This window comes from Sphingomonas aerolata, assembly GCF_003046295.1.
Taxonomy (GTDB): domain Bacteria; phylum Pseudomonadota; class Alphaproteobacteria; order Sphingomonadales; family Sphingomonadaceae; genus Sphingomonas; species Sphingomonas aerolata.
Map to the genome: position 1 here is coordinate 412,992 of NZ_PZZN01000001.1, position 20,855 is coordinate 433,846.

Here is a 20,855-nt window from a genome sequence, read left to right on the forward strand (position 1 = left end):
AGGATCGCCTGCCCGCTTCGGTGAACCCGCTCGACAATCCCCCCGCAGCCACTACCTCCGGCGCATGACAGTTCTCGGCGTAACCTCCTCGATCCTCGGCCAGCCCTGGCGCTGGCGCTCGCTCGCCGCGGACGCGCGCGACGGGTTCGGCGGCGACGATCTGGTGACCCAGCTCCTTCTCGCACGCGGCTGCCCGCGCGAGGCGCTCGACGCGCACCGCACCCCGTCGATCCGCGCATTTATGCCCGACCCGTCGATCTTTCGCGACATGGACCGCGCCGCCGACCGGCTCGCCGATGCGGTGCAGGCGGGCGAACAGGTCGCGATCTTCGGCGATTACGACGTCGACGGCGCGACCTCCGCCGCGCTGATGATCCTCGTGCTCCGCGATCTGGGGATCGAGGCACGCGCCTATATCCCCGACCGCCTGCTCGAAGGCTATGGCCCGTCGGGCGAGGCAATGGTCCGGCTCGCGGGCGAAGGCGCCTCGCTGATCGTCACCGTCGATTGCGGCGCGCAGGCATTCGACGCGCTCGATGCCGCGCGCGATGCGAAGGTCGACGTGATCGTGATCGACCATCACAAATGCTCGACCGCACTCCCGCACGCGCTGGCGCTGGTGAACCCCAACCGGCTCGACGAGGATGAGGGCGCCGCGCACGGCCATCTCGCCGCGGTCGGCATGTGCTTCCTCGCTGCTGCCGCGCTCGTCCGCACGCTGCGCACGCGCGGCTACTTCGCGGATCGCGCCGAGCCCAAGCTCATCGACCTGCTCGACATCGTCGCGCTCGGCACCGTCGCCGACGTCGCGCAGTTGCGCGGGCTCAACCGTGCGTTCGTCGCGCAGGGGCTAAAGGTCATGGGCGCGCGCCGCAACATTGGCGTTGCCGCACTGATCGCGGCGTCGCGGCTGACGCGCAACCCGACCTGCACCGATCTCGGCTTCGCACTCGGCCCGCGGATCAACGCCGGCGGGCGCGTCGGCCGCGCCGATCTCGGCGTCCGCCTGCTGACCACGCAGGACCCCGACGAAGCACGCGGGATTGCCGAGGAGCTCGACCGTCTCAACGAGGAACGCCGCGCGATCGAGACCGCCGTGCAGGAAGCCGCCGACCTGCTCGCCAGTCGCGACCGCAGCGTCTCGGTCGTCGCCGGACAGGGCTGGCATCCCGGCGTCATCGGCATCGTCGCAGGCCGGCTGAAGGAAAAGCTCGGTCGGCCCGCGATCGTCATCGCGATCGACGAACACGGCATCGGCAAGGGATCGGGCCGGTCGATCCCGGGCGTCGACCTCGGCGCGGCGGTGATGGCGGCGCGCGAGCAGGGCCTGCTCGTGTCAGGGGGCGGCCACGCGATGGCGGCCGGGCTGACGATCGCCGAAGCGGCTATCCCGGCTTTCGCCGATTTCCTCGAGGACCGGCTCGCCGCGGCGGTCGCGCAGTCGAATGACGGCCGCGCGCTGCTGCTCGATGCGGTCCTTGCCGCGGGCGGGGTCAATCCGGCGCTGGTCGAATCGATGGACGCAGGCGGACCCTATGGCATGGGTTGGCCCGCACCTCGCGTCGCGATGGGGCCGGTCCGCGTGATCAAGGCGGATGTGGTAGGCAATGGCCATGTCCGCACGATCGTCGCGGGCGACGACGGCCGCAGCGTCAAGGCGATGGCGTTCCGCGCCGCCGAGACGCCGCTCGGCCAGGCGCTGCTCGGCGCGGCCCCGCACCGCAAGCTCTGGCTCGCCGGTCGCGCCAAGATCGACGACTGGGCATCGCGCCCCGCAGCAGAATTGCACGTCGAAGATGCCGCTTGGGCCGATTGAAGGGTTGACGGGCCAGCCACTTGGCCTTAGGCGCCTCCAACCACGCAGGCCCCTTCGTCTAGCGGTTAGGACGCGGCCCTTTCACGGCTGAAGCACGGGTTCGATTCCCGTAGGGGTCACCATCTCATCGCCAAGCGGCAGAGATTGGCGATATACCAATAGAATCAACGCCTCGCGAGGCGCCCAGTGCTACAGATGGCGTCGCATACCGCATTCCGTCGAGCGCGGCAGATCGCGTTTCTCGCAGCTTCGAATGATCTTTGCGGAGGGTGTCCGAGGGGTAATCGGCAATACGGCATCGACAGGGTGTCTGAGAACAACCGACCCGTTCCTGGCGCGTAGGAAGCGCGCCGTGCTGGTTATCCGATGGATGCCGAGATCAGGCAGCGCGAGACGGGATAACCGCCCGACAAATGGTCGCTGAGCGCACCAAGGCCGTCTTGCATTGAGACGGCTGTTCCGCGACTGCGGCGCATGCCTCACGCCAGCAACATCGTCTATTGCGACGGTCCAGACAGCCCCCACGCCTTCGACATCGTTCCGATCCAGCCCCGTAAGGGGAGCTTGGATGCGATGTGCCCATTGTGCAAAGGCCGCGGCCAATGGAATACCGAGATTGATCTCGTAAGCTTCCGCTGCAAGCGTACTGCCTGCGATCGGTGCCATGGCGCTGGATGGGTAGAAACCGGCTCGGACCCAGTCGGCCTGCCCGACATCGAGATTTCACCGGAAGGCTACCCCCGGTGGACCCTGCGCTTCGAACCTGCCGACGAAGTCACCCCGATTAATCCGGAAAAACCAGGCCTATCGCAGACCTAGGAAATTATTGGTTTGGTCAGGCGCACCGAGCTTGGCCGCGAGCCACGCAACGTCCTCGTCGCTTGGCTCCTCCGGCAGGTCCTCGCCAGGCGAGAGCGCGCCATCGGGGCGGCCTTGCGCGGTGCCGGCAATCGGCTCGTCGATGGCGCGCTCGTTGGCACTGTCCGTGATCTTCTCTCTGTTCGGCATGTCATTCTCGGCGGCGGCTCCTGGTCGGCGAACAGTCCCGCTCAGGTCATCCGCCGGGCGTGGCGGAACCGCGCATACCGGTTGAGGAGATCGTTGATCAGCTGTTCGTCGCTTAGGCCGGTCACATCATGCGCCGGCTCTCCCTCCGAGGAATGCGCCACCGCCCGGTAGTGGAGACGCTCCTGTTCGTTCGCCTTGCGCGATGCCGCCCAGGCGAAGCTTGCCTGGCGGAAGCCGCGTGCCCGAACCCCGTAGCGGAACTCGCCACGCTCGCCGTGCGGGATGCGAAGCTCGACCTGGTTTTCGTCCTGAACGAGGGTTGGCAAGAGGCCGCTGTCGCGCATCTGTGCCGCTACCGCGTCGAGCGCCGGGCTTGCCGTATCGGTGAGGAACGCCGCAACCTCACGCTTGTCGTGAAAGCGCGTGATGGTCGCGAGGCGCTGCTGCCAACTCAACGGCCTTTCGGCGATCGGATCGGAACCCGCGGCGGACAGGTCCATCGCTTCCTGGCCCTCGGTCTGCAGGGCGCGCAGCAGCCCATAGCAGATGAACACCATCACCATCGCGAATGGCAATGCACTGGCGATCGCGGCAGTCTGAAGGGCCTGGAGCCCACCGGCGACCAGCAGCACCGCACCGACGGCGCCCGCGGATACCGCCCAGAATACACGCTGCCACACCGGCGGGTTCTCCGCCGCGCCCGATGTGATCATGTCGATGACCAATGCCCCGGAATCCGCCGACGTGACGAAGAAGGTGATGATCAAGAGTGTCGCAATACCTGAGACGATCGTTGCGAAGGGTAGCTGCTCCAGTGTCTCGAACAACGCCACCGGCAGATTGTTGGCGACGGTGTCGGCGATGGCGGCCGTGCCAGCCATGTCCAGCGCGATCGCGGTGTTGCCGAACACCGTCATCCAGAGGAACGTAAAAAGGGTTGGCACCAGCAGCACGCCGCCGATGAATTCACGGATCGTGCGCCCACGCGAGATGCGGGCGATGAACATGCCGACGAAGGGCGACCAGGCGATCCACCAACCCCAGTAGAACAACGTCCAATTGCCCAGCCACGGGTTGGGTTCGTAGGCGTAGAGGCGGAAGGTGCGCGGCACGACTTCGCCGAGATAGGTGCCGATGTTCTGCACAAAGGCCTGGAGCAGGAACACCGTCGACCCGGTGACGAGGACGAAGGCGAGCAGCAGTCCGGCCAGGATGATGTTGAGTTCGGACAGGCGCTTCACGCCCTTGTCCAGCCCGGCGACGACCGACAGCGTGGCCATGCCGGTGATGGCGGCGATCAGGACGAGCTGAACGGGGATGCTCGTCGGCAGGCCGAACAGGTGATTGAACCCGGCATTCACCTGCAGCACGCCGAGACCAAGCGACGTCGCAACGCCGAACATCGTGCCCAGCACCGCGAAGATGTCGACGGCGTGGCCGATCGGGCCATAGATCCGCTTGCCGATCAGCGGGTAGAGTGCCGAGCGGATGGTGAGCGGTAGTCCGCGGCGAAACGCGAAATAGGCAAGCGCCAGTCCGACCACGATGTAGATCGCCCAGGCGTGCAAGCCCCAGTGGAAGAAGGTGAGGACCATCGCTTCGCGCGCGGCCGCGATCGTCTTGCCCTCGCCCACGGGCGGCGATGCGTAATGCTGGATCGGCTCGGCCACGCCGAAGAAGATCAGGCCGATCCCCATCCCCGCACTGAACAGCATCGCGAACCAGGACAGGTAGCTGTAATCCGGTTCGCTGTCGTCGGGCCCGAGCTTCACATCGCCATAACGACTGAACATCAGGAAGATGGCGAAGATCAGGAACCCCGCGACGGCGGCGATGTAGAACCAGCCGAAATCCGCGACGATCAGCGCCTGCACGGTCGTGAATACCCGGTTCGCAGTCTCCGGGGCGAGTGCGCCGAAGAGGGCGAAGGCCAGGATCAGGCCAGCCGAAACGAAGAATACAGGCGGATTGATCTCCGCCTTGCGTCCCGCGGCTGGCTGTGGCGCGTCACTCGGTACCGGCTCGGTCAATGTACCCCCTATTCATGGTTAATGTCCTGTCCAGTGAACGGAACGACGCTGAGCCTTGTCAGTTGCGAACGAGTGTTACGATGCGGAAACGATTGACCCGGTCTCGCTTGCGGCCTCGCCCTGTCGGTGGTGCTGTCGTCGGCGGCAACAGCGCAGGACGCCCGGTTAAGCAAAGCGATGAGCGTCCGACCGAGACGATGCTGCCGGCCGAGAAGAAGGCCAGTGTGCTTGCCGGAACATGGAACAGTATTCAGGGGTCGAAGCCCGGGCTCGGCCAGCCGAACGATGGCGCCCTGCCGGGCTGGTACGAAACCGACCTCTATGCCAGCGCGTCGATCGAGCTCGACAAGCGATGGACGGTGTCGGAAACCTGTTATCGATACGTCTCGCCCTCGGCATGCGTAATCGCGCGGGAAGCGAAGCGCGGTCGTCTCGGACGAAAGCCGTATTTCTCTCTGTCTTGGCTCGGCAGGAATCTCCAGCCTGAACGCTGCGCCCTGATCATAGGCCCGCAGGCGCAGCAGAAGTGCCCGTTTACCGCCATTGAGTTCGCGCGCCCTGACCAGCAATTCCCCGTGTCGCGCGTTACCGTTGCTGGACGACACAACAGCCTCCGAGCCTTCGATGATCATGGGGCCGTACGCATCGCCCTCTGGCCGCAAGCCGACATCCGAGGGGGCGACGACATCGCGATCATCATGCCGGATCCGAACGGCCAATCCGCCATTTTTCAGCCGGCCGGCGACGATTTCGGTTCGGCCGTCAGGCGATCGAAACGAGGCCTCGCACTATCTTGATGAAGAACGCCTTGGATCCGGTAGACGAGGTGCCCCCGCAAAAAACGGCGCTGGCCGGACATTTGGTGGTAATTTAGCGCCGGGGGACAACCTCAACGATGATATCGCCCGCTTCCAGACGGGCGGCCTCGGGTTCCCAGAAGCAGAAGTCCTGATGCCCACGATAGATGCGGTGGCCGAGTCCGGTGGCGATGGCGGCAAGCGGTTTGCCGACCTCGTCGGCAGCGACCTCGCGTTCCCGCAGGACTACACGCCCGCCCGACGCGGCAAGATCGGCCATGTATTCGGCGGTGTGAGCGCCGTGCGTGGACCCGGCGAGCAGAAGGCCGGCGAAGCTGGCCGGGTTGATGACGACGTTTGCGCCTGCCTGATGCGCAATCGCTTCATTGTCCTCCGACCGGATCACCACGCTGATCGGCAGATCGGGCGCGATCCGCCGCGCCGTCAGCACGATAAGGATCGAGGTATCGTCGCGGCCGGCGGAAACGATGAGCGCGCGGGCCTTGGAGAGTCGGGCGGCCTCCAGCGCGGCGTTGCGCGTGGCGTTTCCCTCCATCACCGTCGTGCCGCAACTCTCCGCCGTGCGTAACGCCGCGGCGCGCTCGTCGACGACGACGATCATGCCTGGATCGGCGCCGCGACGGATGAGTTCGCTGACGGCCTCAGACCCGCTCGTACCGAACCCGGCGACCACGACATGGTCTTCGAGACGTCGCTGGATCACCGACATGCGCCATTTCTCCCAGACGCCCTTGAGCAGAAAATCATATGCGGTACCTAAAAAGATGAGCCATACGAACAGCCGGATCGGCGTCACGACAAAAGTATCGAACATCCGCGCCTGCTGCGTCACAGGCACGATGTCGCCGTAGCCGACCGTCGTGACGGTAATCATCGTGAAATACAGGATGTCGGCGAAGGTCACGGGCTCGCCCGAGTTCTGCCGCAGACCGCCGCGATCGAACCAGTGCACTGCGAGCGCAATGCCGATCAGCGCCAACGCGACCAGCGCCCGCCAGGACAGGGCCAGCCACGCCGGGGTTCGGCTCTGGCGGCGCAGGCGATAGTGCACCGTGTCTGCATCGTCAGTGTGCATGCCGTCTCTTGCCCATCCGCAGTGCCGCTGTGAAGTCTTTCGGTGATCCGCTTCATTGGTTGGCATTTGGGGAGGATACAAACCCTCGATAGCGCCTGTCTGCAACCGCTTACGGTGGACCGACATGAGGATCCCGAACAGGATCAGGGCCGTACGCCGCGGAGCAGTGCCCCGCTTTATCGAACGGGCGCCCTGACCACTGCGGCAGTGGCCTAGGTCGGGGGCGTTTGCTCGCCTGATGTAGAGTGAAAACGGAGATCGCGCTGAGGCACCGGGATGGTGACGCCGTGCTCCTTGAACAGGTCCCAGATGCGAAAGAACACGTCGCTTGTGACGTTCCCGACCCCCGCCTCGGGGCTGTCGATCCAGATCCGCAGGTCGAATTCCACCCCATTGTCGCCGAATTCCTTGATCCAGCAGACAGGGGCGGGTTCGGTCAGCACACGGGGCGAGACGGAGGCGGCCTCGACGGCAAGCCTTTGCGCCAGTCGCAGATCGCAATCGAACGACACTCGAAACCCGACATGAACCCTGACGTCCCGGCTCGAGAACGACCAGTTTTCCACTTCGTCGGTCATCAGCCGTTCGTTCGGGATCAGATGCTCCTTGCCGTCACGGGTCAGCACCGAGACTGCGCGAACGCCGATCTTGTTGACCCAGCCGAAGGTATCGCCGACCGCGATGACGTCGCCGGGCTTGATCGATCGGTCGAGCAGCAGGATGAGCCCTGCGATCAGATTGCCGAGCGTCTTCTGCAAGCCGAAACCAATCGCGAGCCCGAACGCTCCGGAGAACACGGCCAGTGCCGTGAGATCGATGCCGAGAAGATCGATACCGACGAAGATCGCGACGGTGACGACCGCAATCTGAGCAAGTTTCTGGAACAGCACGCGTTGCGCCGCGTCGAGCAGCCGGGCCTGGCCGATCCAGCGCAGGATCAGCCCGAGCAGCGCGCGTGCGGCGAGGAACAGAAGCAGCGACAAGCCGACCGCGTTGACGATATCGAGCAGCGAAATACGCCGGGTGCCGACCCCCATGCTCGCGCGGTCCAGTCCCGCGATCAACGGAGCGAGGCCCCCCAGTCGACTTGCCAGCACGATGAGGAACAAGGCGGCGGCAATCAGTGACGCGGGTCGGCTTTGCAGGCCAAGCGCACGGCCGAACTGATAGGCCAGCGCCGCGACCGCGATGCCAAGACCCGCAGCAAGAAGAAGATCGGCGCCGGGGTTGAGCCCCCGAACGCCCAGAAACGCCGTCAGGACCATCGCCGTCACGCCGGCGCGGGTAATCGCCATCAGGCGCGGCGCGACCACGTCGGCGTGGCGCGGCGCCAAGGCCGGCAGGAGGTATCTACAGGCAAGGCGCGCTGCAACGATACCCAGCAGAAGGGCCGTGCTCAGGATCGCGACAGCCACGATCAGGTCATGAAACGGCAGCGCCGTCCATTGATCCAGATAGGTCTGCCACCAGGCATCATGTTCCAACCGGTTCTCCAATGCCATCTCGTCGGCGTCGGTCACCCGACAATCACAGCGTCATTCCCATCTGGTCGCCGGATCCCTGTTAAACGGACTTGGCACCCCGGTCAGCCCTTGTACGTCATGCGCGTTACCGCCGTGCCGTTTGCGCTATTCCGGGCGAGGGATCGCTGGTGAAGCAGCGCGAAGGACGGGCGAGTTGCTCGGCACCACCTCTGTGCCCCCTGCCCTGTTATGCGATGCCAAAGCCGTTCGTCAGATACCAATGTCTTGAGTTGGTCGTCGTGCAACGGCTCTGCCCCAATCACGTACGTCAAATCGGTGAGCTTGGCTTACCGTTCGCGCCGGTCCTCGTGATACTCCTGAAGGACCTCCTTCACATCCTTGCGGTCTTCGTTCGACACTGCGTCAGGCGCCTTGTTGGCGCCTGACCGGCCGGTCAGGCAAAGACGCGAATGTATCGGGAGATGGTCCGAACCCACATCTTCCAGCACCTCCAGGCTATGCACCTTGAACTCGGGTGTGACGAACATGTGGTCGAGCGGCCAACCGAGCAGCGGCGTGCGCGCGGGGAAGGTCGCGAACGTGCCCCGGCCGATCCGAGCGTCGAGATAGCCTCCGACGCGTTTGAACAGCTGCGAGGTGTGGGACCATGCGACATCGTTGAAGTCGCCGATCGCCAATACCGGTAGCTTCGCGCGGGCGGCGCGACTTGCCGCGATCGCGATCTCGGCGTCGCGTGCCTCGGTATCCTGCCCGGGAACGGGCGGGCGCGGGTGAAGTGCTATCACGTGAAATCGATCACCGGCCGTCAGCTCGGCATGGACCGACGGCGTATCCTTTTGGGCGATCGTCTCGATCCGCCCATCGCGCATCGGCAGCCGCGTGGCAAAGATCATGCCGTAGGTATTGCCAATCGGTTGTTCGAGCCGGTGTGGATAGCGCACAAGCTGCTTGGCCAATGCATCGGCCCAACGCTGGTCGGTTTCCATCAATAGCAGGATATCGGGCCGAACCCGATCGATCAGCCGCGCCGTTCGCCCATAGTCTCGATTGGACTCCAACACGTTCAGCGAAAGGACGCCGAAACACCGGCTCTGCGCAATTGAGGCATCATCCGCAAAGGCCAGCTCCGTCTTGGCAAGCGGCGTATACGGATAGATGCGATAGAGTTGCCACCCGGCTGCGACGGCGCACCCCAACGCGATCCATCGTCCTGCCTGTCGATCCAGCCACAGCGCCAGGCCTCCGCCCAACAGCAGGAGGCCGAGTATCTGAACCCGGGGAAAGTCCCAGATCCTGATCCACCATTCATTGGACTCGATGATGCTGAGCCCGGTTACGAGCATCAATACGCCTGTGAGGGCACGGATCGGAAATGTAGCTAGCCGCATTGCTGATGCCTAAGAGCGGCCTTGCCTTGGACCAAGCGCTATAACCTTCAGGCCGAGATATCACCGGCGCTGCTGCCGAAGCCGGAGCCGTATCGAGGCCATGTTCGGTCGTTTGACGGACGGGCGCGGCGGCGTCAGTCGCAACGATCGATGGCCGAAGGCCTTCCTCTCCGCAATCGACCTCGCCACCACGGGCCTGGTGTAACACTGATTAACGAGTCGTCACCCTAGTAACGGGAGTTCCACCGATTCGTCGGCCAAAACGCTCTGTTCAACGAATATTGGATCCCGACTCGGTTTTAGTAGATTGCCATATTAACCACGACCGGGCAGGACGGTCTTGCCGCGGGGCGGCAGCATAATCCATTTAACTCAAAGGAAATTTTATGCGTTATTGGCAGAACGGCAAGCCTTTCAAGGGTTAAGTCGAACATAAAGGACGACTCGCTATCTGATAGTGGGTCGTTCTTTGTTTTTGCATGCTATGGCATTGATAAAATTGTTACAGTTTTTTTACGTTATGATGAATCGACTGGAAAAGATTCATTCTTGCGACAAGCGACGGCTTCTGAGTTCTTATCCCGGATAACTTTTGGACCGGAACAGCCTGTCTGACGGTTTTCAGCCGCCTTGGGGTTGCTGTGATGATACCGAAGATGTTGGCGCCAGGCATGAGACATGCTCTGCCGACCATAATCTAAATCATCTTTACCTCCTGCTGCCCACATTGCGCGGTAACCGGTAGTAATTTAGCGCCGAATGACGGCGCCGATGGCTCTTCAGGGCCCTTTCACCCAGCGCCAATTCGCGGATTTTATCAGGTGGCTGACGCTGCTCGACAGAGTGAACGCCGTACTTGAACTCGGCTTGATACACACCGAGAATAAGTACTCGCTGCTTTCGAGCGCGTAGGCAGGATCGCACGCAAAGGCGGCGAGGCACTCTTGGTCCGCATCGGCGCGACCTTACCGAACCGCAAAGCGGTCAGTTCACCAGACCTTGGGCGATACCCAGTCATCATGGTACGTATTACGATCGCGCCGCGGGTCGGTGCGGCGGCGTGAACGACGGCCTGATCGCACCGGGACGTCCACTGGCAAACGGTGCAACCCGCGATACGTCGGCCGGTCCTATCCAAGCCGGCGACACTTGCCTGACATAGAGTCGACACGGCATCATCGCGGCCGCGCCCGCATGCGTCCGCGACGCTGCCGCCCTCAGACGAAACTTCACCCAGCGGCATGTCAGATCCGCAGAGTCCCCTCTGTCGCGGACGTCAGCGGCACGTCCTTGCCCGTTGTAGCGGAGGCTAACGCGCTCCGCGCCAACGGGCGCCAATCGAAAGAGCCTTCAATAGGAATTACTGAGAAGCCTTCGCCTTAGGATCGAGGGGTTTGGCATACTCGATCTTCGCCGCGTTCCGCAGCGCCGCCTGATGCTGAACGATGCCTGCCTGGATGCGGTCACGTGCGATCCCCTGCTTGGCGAGTTCATTGATAGCAGCAGAGCTCGCTTCGGCTGGACGGACGCTTATGACATGATTGGCGATCGCCGTTGCACCTTCGAGAATAACCAGAGGCTCACCGTTCACCGTCGTCATCAATCGACCGAGTGCGTTACGATCCAGACTTGCGCTGTCGAGTTCCACCGTTGCCCGCTGATAGCTCACGCCCCGGCTATCCAGAACTGCTGTCAATTCCGCCAGTGTCTTTGCCGGCTTCATAGCCGCGATCAGGCTCGGATTATTTGGTGCTGGAAAACGAATCTGTTCCACCGACAGTGTCCGGCGCTCCCTACTCAGTTCGGGATGCTTCGCCAGATACGTCTCGACGTCGCGCGTCGTGACCGGTTGAGGCACACCTGCTGCGACCGATTGCAGCGCAAGGTTCGCCATCACGATATTTTTGGCACGCTCCACGGCAAGAACAGCGTTCGGCTTCTTGTAAAGACCATCACGCTCGCCGGCCTGGATGACCAGCTTTCGATCGATAAGGGCCTGCAGGGCCTTTGGCTGAAGGTCTTTCGAGTTTTGCGCGTTGGCCCCGCTCAACCCTAGCTCGAAATTGAGTTCGCTTTGCGTGATGGCTTCGCCATTGACCGTAGCAACCGTCTGACCGCTCGGTCCGGCCTTATTGCAGGCCGCTGCCGCCAGCGTGAGTGCGAGTGCTGCGGCAGACAGGGTTTGCCGCTTGGTGATGAGGAACCTGGAGGATGCTGACATAAGCAATTACCTTAGACATAATGCAGAAGGAAACGAGATGGGAACCGTATAGAACTGGTTAAGGGTCGTGATTTTTGCAGGGCTTGCGCGTTTTATACCTGCGACGATCGATGGATGAAAAGCCGGTTGAAACGGTGTGGTGCTATTTGCTGTGCGCGCTGAGCAAGTGACGTGACAATGAGGGCGCTGCCGCTCCCACCATATTCATGGTCGCGGCGAGACTTGACGATATATTCAGTGCCTTGCGACCCTCATCGCCTATGCGTTGATCGGACCAGCGAGAAGTGCGCGGCCGGAGGCGCCGCAGGACTCGAACAACGTTTTCGCGAAGCCCATCATGGTTGCCTCTGCAGCCTTGGCATCCGGATCGATGATCGAAAATCGTATCAACGCCCCATCTGGGACAAGGCCGGCCAGGTTCTGCATTGCGATGGACCGTCGCTGATCGTCCCACGACACCGGAAAACGATTCCCCAGTCGAGTCCAATAAAGAACCTGCTCTGTACGGGTATCGCGCACGGTCGTTAGGAAGCGCCCTGGTGCACTGATGCCTTTGCCCAGGGGAATATCCACGTCTCGTATATCGGTGATCGTGAAACCGGATCCGGGGTAGCAGGACTCAGGACGATGCACCATCAGCATGCCGCTCTGCCGATACGCATAGGCGATCAAAAGCATGATAGGCGGAGCGCCATCGGCACCGTAACTGCGCATCAGCTGCTTCTCATAGACGGCTGCCGCTTTCGCTTCATCCTCGGGGGGTAGAACAAAGCTGACATCCGGCACCATCGCCCAAGGTGCTGCTTGCTTTGGAATGGCGTCGTTCAGGTTTCCGGAAGGAATGGCAACGACGAGCTCGGTAGGGCGTCGAGCATAGGTGACGCCTGCGGTTATGCCGAAGGCGAGACCCAGGGCAGCTTCTCGTCGAGTAAATCGAGCGATTGTCATGTCGTTACTTTCGGGCCCAACGTGAAACAATAGGATGCAGCACCGCATCCAGTCCCAGCAGCATAAGCAATGCCAGGATAAACATGCCCATGCCGACCAGCTCGTGCGCCAGGCCCTGCGCGGCCTCTTCCGAGATGTAATAGGTCATTAGCACCAAGATGATGATACGCAGAAAGTTTGCCGCTATAGCCAATGGTATCATCAGCGATATCAGCAAGAGCGCGTAGCGCGGCGCATTGCCATGCCGCAGATAGACATAGAAAACGCCCAACGCACAGATACCGATCAGGGAATTTATCCCGGAACACGCCGTTGCGACCAGCAACTGATATCCGCCAATCTGGATGACCGTTCCGGTACTCCCGATGGGAAGACCGAATGCAGCCAGCAAGTTTACGGAAGCATCGGAGATCAAGTCCTTGATAGGACGCGTAGCGACGAAAACCCAGTTCTCCGGCGGCGTGATGATGAACAGCAGGTACACCAAGGGGAACCACAGCCTCTTGAGCGCCTCCTTACCGAGATAAGTCCATAATAATACTACGATCACGGTGTAGAGGGACAAGGCCTCGATCGCCAAGATGCTGGTAATTCGCCCTACGGAATAGAGGAGCAGCGCGGGGATCAGCAGCAAGCCGACAGGAAGGAAGGATTGGCGCTTGGCGACCTCCCACGGCCGCGCGCGCCAGATCAGCCACAGCGCGGAAATGAAGATAATGGGCCCGTGCGCGCCCTGTTCGGTGGACCAGCTGACGGTCGCCAGCCGGCTCAGCGTCGGCAGGATGAGGCACGCCAATCCTATCAGAAGCGGCCACCACCGCGCTGTCCAGCGCGCCAGGCCGCTACCGACGTCAGTCCACGACCCGCTTGGCTGCGGCCGCGCCTCTACCCGTATCACGCATTTCTCCCGACGACTTATGAGCGGTAAAGCTAGCGTCTTTTACCCAATATTCAAAGCCATCGCCACGATCGCCGAGAATGCCATCGCCCGCACCATTGATAGGCCACCCGTATCGCCCCGGGACAAGGCGAGGCCATACCACCCCTATCAAGCAGCGCGCGCCCATGCGCCGAAACCGCGCTTTCCGGCTGCCTGGGGGCCGCCCCCCAGGAGAGCATGAGGCCTAGCGGTGCTCGAAGCGGAACGTGCCTTCCGGCCCCGTCTGCGACGAAGGAAGGCCGATTGTCCCAAACTTGGACATTATTGAGATCATGGGGAAATCTCAGCGTTATATCGGTTTGCGAATCGCCATGCCCCCCGGTAACAGCTTGTTAAGTATCAAATAGAGGGAACCATCATGAAGCGTCTACTACTCTCGACCATGGCATTCGCATCGGCTTTCGCGATGGCCCCTGCAGCTCACGCAGCGGATTTCGTTCCGGGCAACCCCGAGTTCACCGTAAGCGGTGACATCACGGACGGTACTGTTTCGGCAGACTTCGGTCGTTCGGGCATTGCGTCGGGCATGTTCACGGATACCTTCAACTTCATCATCGATCAGACTGGTCTGGCCAGCGGCACGCTGAGCACGAACACCACGCGCCTGACGAGCTCGACCGATCTCGACATCCTGTCGGTGTTCATCAATGGCTTCGCAGCCACGAAGACCATCGTCGGCAACGCCGAGTTCTTCGAGATCAACAACGTCGCGATCACCTCGGGTGCGACGAACAAGATTGTCGTGAACGGCATGTCGCGTGGCAACGGCTCCTATGCCGGCACCGCAACCTTTGAGCCTTCGGCAGTTCCCGAGGCTGGTACCTGGGCAATCATGCTGTTCGGTATCGGCGGCATCGGCGCATCGATGCGCGTTCGTCGTCGCCAGGCGAAGATCGCATTCGCCTAAGCGCATTTCACAGCTGGTCCCAGTGCCCATCTGTGTGAAGGCAGCCGTCAACCTTTCGAGGTTGGCGGCTGTTTTTGTTTAGTCTACCGCGCGGACGGGTCGACGAAAGGATCCATGCGGCGCGACCAGCGCCGTTGATCGATACTTGGGCAGGCGGGATGGTCCATGCTGCGCCCAAAGGCACAAACTCCGAGATCGCGAACGCGCCTGAATGGATGTCACCAGTTACCGAGCACGAGGCCTGGTATCGGCACCCATCGGTCGACAACCGCTCCCAGCCACAGAGGCGGCTGCGATTGGCAATGAGCACCCGTGTGCGCAGTTCTGCGATCTCTAGATCCTCAAGTACAGGCGGAGAGCTGTAACATGAGTTTACGGTTGGAGCATGTTACCAAACTTGCGCACAGCAAAGAAGGCCTGAGAGCGGCCTACGCCGCGGGTGTTGATCATCAGCAGAATGGCTGGCTGAGATATCCCCCATGCAAATGGGATCATCCCGCAATTCTGGCTTTTGACGAAAGCGGAACGTGCGTTGGCGGTATCAATTGGGGCGAGGACCATGATGATCGAACGCTCACGATCACGTTCGCGTGGGGTTCGCCTACCGCTCCCGCAGCCTTTGCTGCCGTGCTATCGCGATTTCGGAAAACTCATCTGAACGGTTGGTTCACCGAAATCCACTTCACGATATCGACGCATAACGAAGCCATGCAAAAGGCTGTAAAAGTACTTGGGCTTGTTCCTCGGGCCTTCACCTTTGAGATGCCGGTAAAGGCTATGGCCAGGTCTTGATGGCAAAAAAATGCCCGGCTTGGAAAGCCGGGCATTTTCGAGTTCAGCCGTTATAGGGCTTCACGGTATTCCAATATCGCAAATTGGCTCATGATTTTATTCATGACAATATTTGCCAGTCATCATTGCTGTACGCCTTACTATTTCTCTAGTAACGCATTGCATTATGCCGTGCAGGATGCGTTAATTAAAAAATATAAAAGCACAGGCTGTTGACTGTTTAGCCCCTGATGGGCTTGCCGATTGGCCAGTAGCGCATGTGAATCCCCCTCATTGAAAAAGTGTCTGTCTTTCGACAAGGAGACATATGCAGCAAATTCATTTCGTAATTGCGACTGCAAGCGGTTTAAAGTGCATTAACCGCAAATTGTGAATTTCAATTTGCTGCGCGTATGATGATGCACTGACGCTCTCGGAGCCTTCACCCGTGAAAAGGGCGCCCGAGCCTCGCCGCCAAAATGGGAGGCGGCAACCGCTTGCGCGCGGAAGTCACCAGGCCATGGTGATCGACAGGGTCGCCAAGGGCACGACATCGGCGGTCGTGCCACCGGGAGCGTCGAGCCGGGCCAGCTGATGGTCACGGACCTCGGCAAGGATTTCGCCCTGCAACGATGCCGCCGCACCAGCGATCTTGACGGGCTGCGCGACCGCCACCCCGGCGCTGCCATATACCCTGTCGCCGCTGTCCGCTGCATAGAAGCCGCGCCAGCCGACGCCGGCCGAGACCGGCATCGTGAGCGTCGGACCGTCTTTTGCGCGTGTCAGCGCAAAGGCGGGGGCGATGCCGGCGATCGTGTAGAAGCCCCCCTCGCCTTTGGTCCGCTTCGTCGCGGCGAAACGCGGCGCGAGAAATCCCACTGCGTTATCGCCGGTGTAGACGATCGTCAGGCTGGCCTCGTGAGTCGTGTTCGCCACCCCGTTGGGGCTGGCCTTAATGGCATAGGCCGCCGCGGCGGAGAGCCCATCGACAGGCCGCCATGAAAGAGCGACGATCGTGTTGCTTTCATACCAACTGCGCGGGCGCGACCGCTCATCGGCGCGCGGTGCGTGAAAGCCGTTCGAACTTTGCCCAACCAGAAACAAGGTCCCCTGCCCGTCCGCGCGGCGCGTCAGCACGGCGGCACCACCGACCGAGAGATGGACCGGGACCCTGGCGAGGCCGGCATCATCGTCGTCATAGGCGCCGCGCGCATAATCGCCGTTGCGGACGTCGACCGTGACGATCGGATGGACCGTCCCGTCGCCGACATCGACCTCCGACAGCGTCGCGTCTTCGGTATCGATGAACGGCACGGTCTGCGCCGACACCCGGGACGCGTCGAAACACCCACACATCGCCGCCAGAACGATCAGCGCCTTGGCGGTCACGCGGTGCGTCGCACCAGCCAGACGGTATCCCCGGCATCGTCGACGACGAAGATCGCGCCATCATCGCGCGTCTGCACGCTCACCGGTCGACCATAGACTTCGCCCGTCTTCTCGTTCGCAACGAACCCCGTCAGGAACGGCTGCGGCGCGGCGGTCGGCCTGCCATTGGCAAAGGGGACCGCGAGGACGTCATAGCCGATGAACGCGGACCGGTTCCACGATCCGTGCCGCGCAACATAGGCGACCTGTTGCGCGGCGGACGTTTCCTTGGCGAACGCCACGCCCAGCGCCGCGGCATGGGGCCCGACGGCAACATCGGGAAGCAACGTCGTCGCCAGCAACTCGCGCTTGGTATTGGCGTGACGCGGATCCTGCTTGCCGTAATAGCTGTAAGGCCATCCATAGAACCCGCCGTCGCGAACGCCGACGAGATAGTCGGGCGCGATATCGTCGCCGAGCTGGTCGCGTTCGTTGACCGCAGCCCATAAAGTGTTCGTACCAGGCGCCCAGGCCATGCCGACCGGGTTTCGGAGCCCCGACGCGTAGAGACGCTCGCGCCCGGTACGCAGATCGATCGCGAGGATGGCCGCTCGTCGCTTCTCCTCGTCCATGCCATGCTCGCCGACATTCGAGGCGGAACCGACCGATACGTACAGCGTCCGCGCATCGGGGCTCAGCAACAGGTTGCGCGTCCAATGATTGTTGTAGCCCCCCGCGGGCAGCGACACGAGCGGCTGCGGCGCTGCGGTCACCCGCGTCTGGCCGGACGAGAACGGAACGCTGACGACGCCGTCGGTATTGGCGACGTAAAGCCGCCCGTTCGCATATTGCATCCCGAACGGCTGATTGAGCCCCTCGATCAGCACGAAACGCTGTTCCGCGACTCCGTCGCGGTCCGCGTCGCGCAACAGGGTGATACGGTTGGCGCTGAAGCCCGTCGTCTTCGACAGCGCCTGGCCACGCTCGACGTCGGGCTCGGCATCCAGTTTGGGCTTCGTGCGCGCCTCCGCGACCAGCATATCGCCATTGGGCAGCAGCAGCGCCTGGCGCGGATAGTCCAGACCGCCCGCAAACTTGATGACCTCATACCCCCGCGGCGCCACGGGTTTGCGCCCGTCGGGCCAGCCGATCGTCTTGGGATGGTTGACCACGGACGCAGTCGCTTAGGGCTCGGCCTGCGTCTTCAGACCCAGCACCGGCGGTGGGGTCTGGGCCATCGCGCCAGCTGCCAAACCCAATGCGCTGACGGCGGCAAGGATCGTCCTCATAATGTCTCCGGGAACATGACAAGAGTGTAACCCTCTCACAATCAACGATATCCATGAGGCTACCAGCGCCGCGGATTAATTTCGCGACGTCGTGACCGCTTTCCTCGGCAACGCCCCTCAGTCACGCCGGCGAAGCCACCGAACCACCGCCGGAACGAGGCGCCGCCGACATGACAAAATTTTCATCTCGGCCGTGGCACCATATAGCGCCCGAGCGTTGTCGCCGTTCGTCAGCGAATGGGATATCATGCCGAAAACATTGACTATTATCGGCATGGGTGCCTGTGGCGTCGCCGCCTTCGCCGAAGCCGTCACGCGACTATGCTATGACCCGGGCGACGGATGGATCATCCATCTGGTCGAGCGGGACGACGAGCTTGCACGCGGCTTGGCGTTCGGCACTGAACAGCCGGGGCATCGCCTGAACACCGAATCCCGTCTCATGGGGCTCTATGACCGCGAGCCGGGTCACTTCCGGACCTGGCTCGAGGCACGGCGCGCGGCAGCCGGGACGCCGCTCGATCCCGATGGCGTCGAATACCCCGAGCGCCGTGAATATCGCCTCTACATGCAGGAGGTCCTCGACCAGGCGCTCGACCAGGCCCGGCGCGCGGGGATCGACGTCCGTATCCACCATCAGGAAGCCGTCAGCATCGAGGGCGACCATGATGCGGCGACCATCACGTTCTCGGACGGATCGACGGTCGCGACGGACGTCGTTCTTCTGACGATCGGCACGCCCGATCCCGACCGGTTCGGCACCCTGAACGGCAAGCCCGGCTATTTCGATTCGCCCTACCCCGCGGACCGCATGACCAGGGGGATCGACAGCGATCAGTCCGTTGTCATCCTCGGAAGCGGCCTCAGCGCGATCGACGCGGTGATGACGCTGCTCGACGAAGGGCACCGCGGACATATCCACCTGATTTCGAAGGAAGGCCTGCTGCCGCGGGTCGAAATTCCCGCGCCCGAGACGGGGTATGACCGTCAGCATCTCACGCTAGAAAACGTTCACCGGCGTATCCGCGAACGCGGCGCCGCCTTCTCGGTCGTGGACCTGTTCCGCCTCTTCCGCATCGAGGCCGAGACTGCCGCGGGACGAACGATCGACTGGCAGGCCGAGGATCGTGCCGACGGCGACGCCCAAGCAGCACTGCTGCACGACATCGCCGCCGCGGAGGCCGGCGACGAGCCGTTCCAGCGCATCTTGACCGCCGCCCGCCATGATTCCACCGCGATCTGGAACCTGTTGCGACCCGCCGACCAGAAACGGTTCGGACAATGGCTGGCGCCGCATTTCGCCGCGGCGCGGTTCGTCACGCCGATGGTGAACGCACGGCGCCTCGCCGATGCGATGACGCGCGGGCAGCTCAACGTCCGCGGGCGGGTCGATGAAACCGTCGCCAGCCCGACCGGCAGCGGCTTCGTCGTCCGGTTCACGACGGGCGATACGCTCGAGGCGCCGGTCGTCGTCAACGCCACCGGCCAGGCGACCACCCTCGCCGAGATGAAGGAATTGCTCGTCAAGGATCTGCTCGCCAAGGACTGGCTGCAACCACACCCGGTCGGTGGTGCCATCGCCCACCGCGCGACCTGCCGGATCATATCGGCCTCGCGTGACGCACCACGCATCTACGCACTCGGCCAGTTGCTCAACGGCGAGTTGCGCGACACCAACGCGGTCTGGTTCAACGTCGAGTGCGCGGGCCGCGCGATCGACGATATCCTGCGCCAGCAATGAGCGCGCTGGGCAACATCGCGGCGGCACTGCTGCCGCTTTATGGCGTGATCCTGCTCGCTTGGGGCGTCGGGGCGCGTGTGCCCTGGGCGGCGAAGCTGTTCTCAACCATCCTCGTCTTCGGCCTCATCCCGTTGCTGGTCATCGACAAGGTGCTCGGTGCGGAAACGCAGCAGTTGCTCGTGATCCCCCCGCTGATGTTCACGGTCGCCGCGCTGATGAGCATCCCTGCCCACCGGTTGGCCAAGCGGCTCGGCGACGATTTCGACCCCAAATTGCTGTCGGCCTCCTTCTCGTTCTTCAACGTCGCGTTCTTCGGCGTGCCGGTCAGCCAGGCGCTGTTCGGCGAGGTCGGCGTCTCGACGGTGATCTGCGCCTATATCGGCAGCGCGCTGTACGGCGACACGATCGGCTATTTCCTGATCGCGCGGACCAAGGAGGGTACGCGCAAGGCCGCGACCAAGGCGCTGCGCGTCCCCGTCGTCTATGTGATCGTCGGCGCGATCATTGCAAAGTCGGCGGGTGTTACGATGCCCGAGGCGGCGTCACCGATCCTGTCGGTCGCGGGTACGCTGGTGTCGGTTCTCGGCATGGCCGTCATCGGCCTCAACCTTGCCGAGACTGGCCGCGACGACTGGCGGCCCCGCCTGATGACGCGGATCCTCGGCGTCAGGCAGGCCAGCGGACTCGTGCTGATTGCCACCGCACTTGCGCTCGAAGCCGCGTTCATCGGCATCCTCGCACCCCGCGACCGCGTCATCGTCGGGCTGATCGCGCTGTTCCCGATCGCGAGCAACGTCACGCTGTTCGCGACCCTGCTCGATTCGAACCGCAAGGCCGCAGCCGTCCTCGTCGCACTGTCGAGCGCGGTCTCGCTGGTGCTCGTCCTGCTGGTCGTCGGCTTATTTCATTCGGCGATACCCACTTAGGCGGTGCCTCGGACCAGCGCGAGAGACCCTCGGCATGTCAATTTAGCAATAATTCCAACGCGAAATCGTAACGAGCGTGAAACGACCAGGCCGCCAAACTGCAATGGGCGCCGCCTAAGCACCGC

Annotated in this window: 16 protein-coding genes and 1 tRNA gene; 6 read left to right on the forward strand and 11 right to left on the reverse strand. The window is 62.6% G+C overall.

Annotated elements, in window-relative coordinates; all coding sequences use genetic code 11:
- The first annotated feature begins 64 nt into the window (after positions 1-64).
- Together recJ and C8J24_RS02020 are read left to right on the forward strand one after the other, a co-directional pair.
- Positions 65-1,816: a single-stranded-DNA-specific exonuclease RecJ gene (recJ, locus tag C8J24_RS02015; RefSeq protein ID WP_107929927.1), complete on the forward strand. Its 1,752-nt coding sequence runs from the start codon at positions 65-67 to the stop codon at positions 1,814-1,816.
- A 47-nt stretch (positions 1,817-1,863) separates the two neighbouring features.
- Positions 1,864-1,938: transfer RNA gene (locus C8J24_RS02020), tRNA-Glu, on the forward strand.
- Between the two features lie 682 nt (positions 1,939-2,620).
- On the opposite strand, the gene C8J24_RS02030 is transcribed toward C8J24_RS02020, so the two are convergent.
- The 9 genes from C8J24_RS02030 to xrtV all read right to left on the reverse strand — a co-directional run bounded on the left by C8J24_RS02030 (position 2,621) and on the right by xrtV (position 13,686).
- Entirely contained in the window at positions 2,621-2,824 is a 204-nt protein-coding gene (locus C8J24_RS02030) for a hypothetical protein (RefSeq protein WP_107929931.1), read from the reverse strand.
- A 41-nt stretch (positions 2,825-2,865) separates the two neighbouring features.
- Positions 2,866-4,854: a BCCT family transporter gene (locus C8J24_RS02035; RefSeq protein WP_107929933.1), complete on the reverse strand. Its 1,989-nt coding sequence runs from the start codon at positions 4,852-4,854 to the stop codon at positions 2,866-2,868.
- A gap of 8 nt (positions 4,855-4,862) precedes the next feature.
- The gene (locus C8J24_RS18040) at positions 4,863-5,573 is read right to left on the reverse strand and encodes a glycoside hydrolase family 97 N-terminal domain-containing protein (protein WP_420894083.1); all 711 of its coding nucleotides are present in this window, start codon (positions 5,571-5,573) and stop codon (positions 4,863-4,865) included.
- A gap of 151 nt (positions 5,574-5,724) precedes the next feature.
- Entirely contained in the window at positions 5,725-6,747 is a 1,023-nt protein-coding gene (locus C8J24_RS02045; protein ID WP_056674565.1) for a potassium channel family protein, read from the reverse strand.
- A 212-nt stretch (positions 6,748-6,959) separates the two neighbouring features.
- A complete protein-coding gene (locus tag C8J24_RS02050) occupies positions 6,960-8,267 on the reverse strand; it encodes a mechanosensitive ion channel family protein (protein WP_244180347.1) in 1,308 nt (435 codons plus the stop codon).
- Between the two features lie 290 nt (positions 8,268-8,557).
- Positions 8,558-9,574, reverse strand: a complete 1,017-nt coding sequence (locus C8J24_RS02055) for an endonuclease/exonuclease/phosphatase family protein (protein WP_167396670.1) — start codon at positions 9,572-9,574, stop codon at positions 8,558-8,560.
- A 1,405-nt stretch (positions 9,575-10,979) separates the two neighbouring features.
- On the reverse strand, positions 10,980-11,840 hold the full coding sequence (locus tag C8J24_RS02060; protein ID WP_031438869.1) for a SurA N-terminal domain-containing protein: 861 nt from the start codon (positions 11,838-11,840) through the stop codon (positions 10,980-10,982).
- A 258-nt stretch (positions 11,841-12,098) separates the two neighbouring features.
- Positions 12,099-12,788, reverse strand: a complete 690-nt coding sequence (epsI, locus tag C8J24_RS02065; RefSeq protein WP_157840487.1) for an exosortase-associated protein EpsI, V-type — start codon at positions 12,786-12,788, stop codon at positions 12,099-12,101.
- 4 nt (positions 12,789-12,792) lie between these two features.
- Positions 12,793-13,686, reverse strand: a complete 894-nt coding sequence (gene xrtV, locus C8J24_RS02070; RefSeq protein ID WP_166746106.1) for an exosortase V — start codon at positions 13,684-13,686, stop codon at positions 12,793-12,795.
- A 424-nt stretch (positions 13,687-14,110) separates the two neighbouring features.
- On the opposite strand from xrtV, the gene C8J24_RS02075 reads away from it, so the two are divergent.
- Both C8J24_RS02075 and C8J24_RS17255 read left to right on the forward strand, forming a co-directional pair.
- Entirely contained in the window at positions 14,111-14,635 is a 525-nt protein-coding gene (locus C8J24_RS02075; RefSeq protein WP_167396671.1) for an FxDxF family PEP-CTERM protein, read from the forward strand.
- 366 nt (positions 14,636-15,001) lie between these two features.
- Entirely contained in the window at positions 15,002-15,427 is a 426-nt protein-coding gene (locus C8J24_RS17255; protein WP_128082073.1) for a hypothetical protein, read from the forward strand.
- 489 nt (positions 15,428-15,916) lie between these two features.
- Here C8J24_RS17255 and C8J24_RS02085 read toward each other — a convergent pair whose 3' ends face one another.
- Positions 15,917-16,795, reverse strand: a complete 879-nt coding sequence (locus C8J24_RS02085; protein ID WP_107929944.1) for a hypothetical protein — start codon at positions 16,793-16,795, stop codon at positions 15,917-15,919.
- Positions 16,792-17,946, reverse strand: coding sequence for a PQQ-dependent sugar dehydrogenase (locus C8J24_RS02090; RefSeq protein ID WP_208620894.1), 1,155 nt, complete (start codon positions 17,944-17,946; stop codon positions 16,792-16,794). Before C8J24_RS02090 ends, C8J24_RS02085 begins: the two co-directional genes overlap by 4 nt.
- A 364-nt stretch (positions 17,947-18,310) precedes the next feature.
- Here C8J24_RS02090 and C8J24_RS02095 point away from each other — a divergent pair, with 364 nt between their 5' ends.
- A complete protein-coding gene (locus C8J24_RS02095) occupies positions 18,311-19,804 on the forward strand; it encodes an FAD/NAD(P)-binding protein (protein ID WP_146163615.1) in 1,494 nt (497 codons plus the stop codon).
- Positions 19,801-20,730: an AEC family transporter gene (locus C8J24_RS02100; RefSeq protein ID WP_107929949.1), complete on the forward strand. Its 930-nt coding sequence runs from the start codon at positions 19,801-19,803 to the stop codon at positions 20,728-20,730. Before C8J24_RS02095 ends, C8J24_RS02100 begins: the two co-directional genes overlap by 4 nt.
- Positions 20,731-20,855 lie beyond the last annotated feature (125 nt).

Bases quoted from the DNA above. Each gene is read 5' to 3' on its own strand.
- C8J24_RS02055 (WP_167396670.1), bottom strand. From the start codon at position 9,574: ATGCTCGTAACCGGGCTCAGCATCATCGAGTCCAATGAATGGTGGATC.
- C8J24_RS02030 (WP_107929931.1), bottom strand. From the start codon at position 2,824: ATGCCGAACAGAGAGAAGATCACGGACAGTGCCAACGAGCGCGCCATC.
- epsI (WP_157840487.1), bottom strand. From the start codon at position 12,788: ATGACAATCGCTCGATTTACTCGACGAGAAGCTGCCCTGGGTCTCGCC.
- C8J24_RS17255 (WP_128082073.1), top strand. From the start codon at position 15,002: ATGAGTTTACGGTTGGAGCATGTTACCAAACTTGCGCACAGCAAAGAA.
- C8J24_RS02100 (WP_107929949.1), top strand. From the start codon at position 19,801: ATGAGCGCGCTGGGCAACATCGCGGCGGCACTGCTGCCGCTTTATGGC.
- recJ (WP_107929927.1), top strand. From the start codon at position 65: ATGACAGTTCTCGGCGTAACCTCCTCGATCCTCGGCCAGCCCTGGCGC.
- C8J24_RS02075 (WP_167396671.1), top strand. From the start codon at position 14,111: ATGGCATTCGCATCGGCTTTCGCGATGGCCCCTGCAGCTCACGCAGCG.
- C8J24_RS02060 (WP_031438869.1), bottom strand. From the start codon at position 11,840: ATGTCAGCATCCTCCAGGTTCCTCATCACCAAGCGGCAAACCCTGTCT.
- C8J24_RS02095 (WP_146163615.1), top strand. From the start codon at position 18,311: ATGCCGAAAACATTGACTATTATCGGCATGGGTGCCTGTGGCGTCGCC.
- C8J24_RS02045 (WP_056674565.1), bottom strand. From the start codon at position 6,747: ATGCACACTGACGATGCAGACACGGTGCACTATCGCCTGCGCCGCCAG.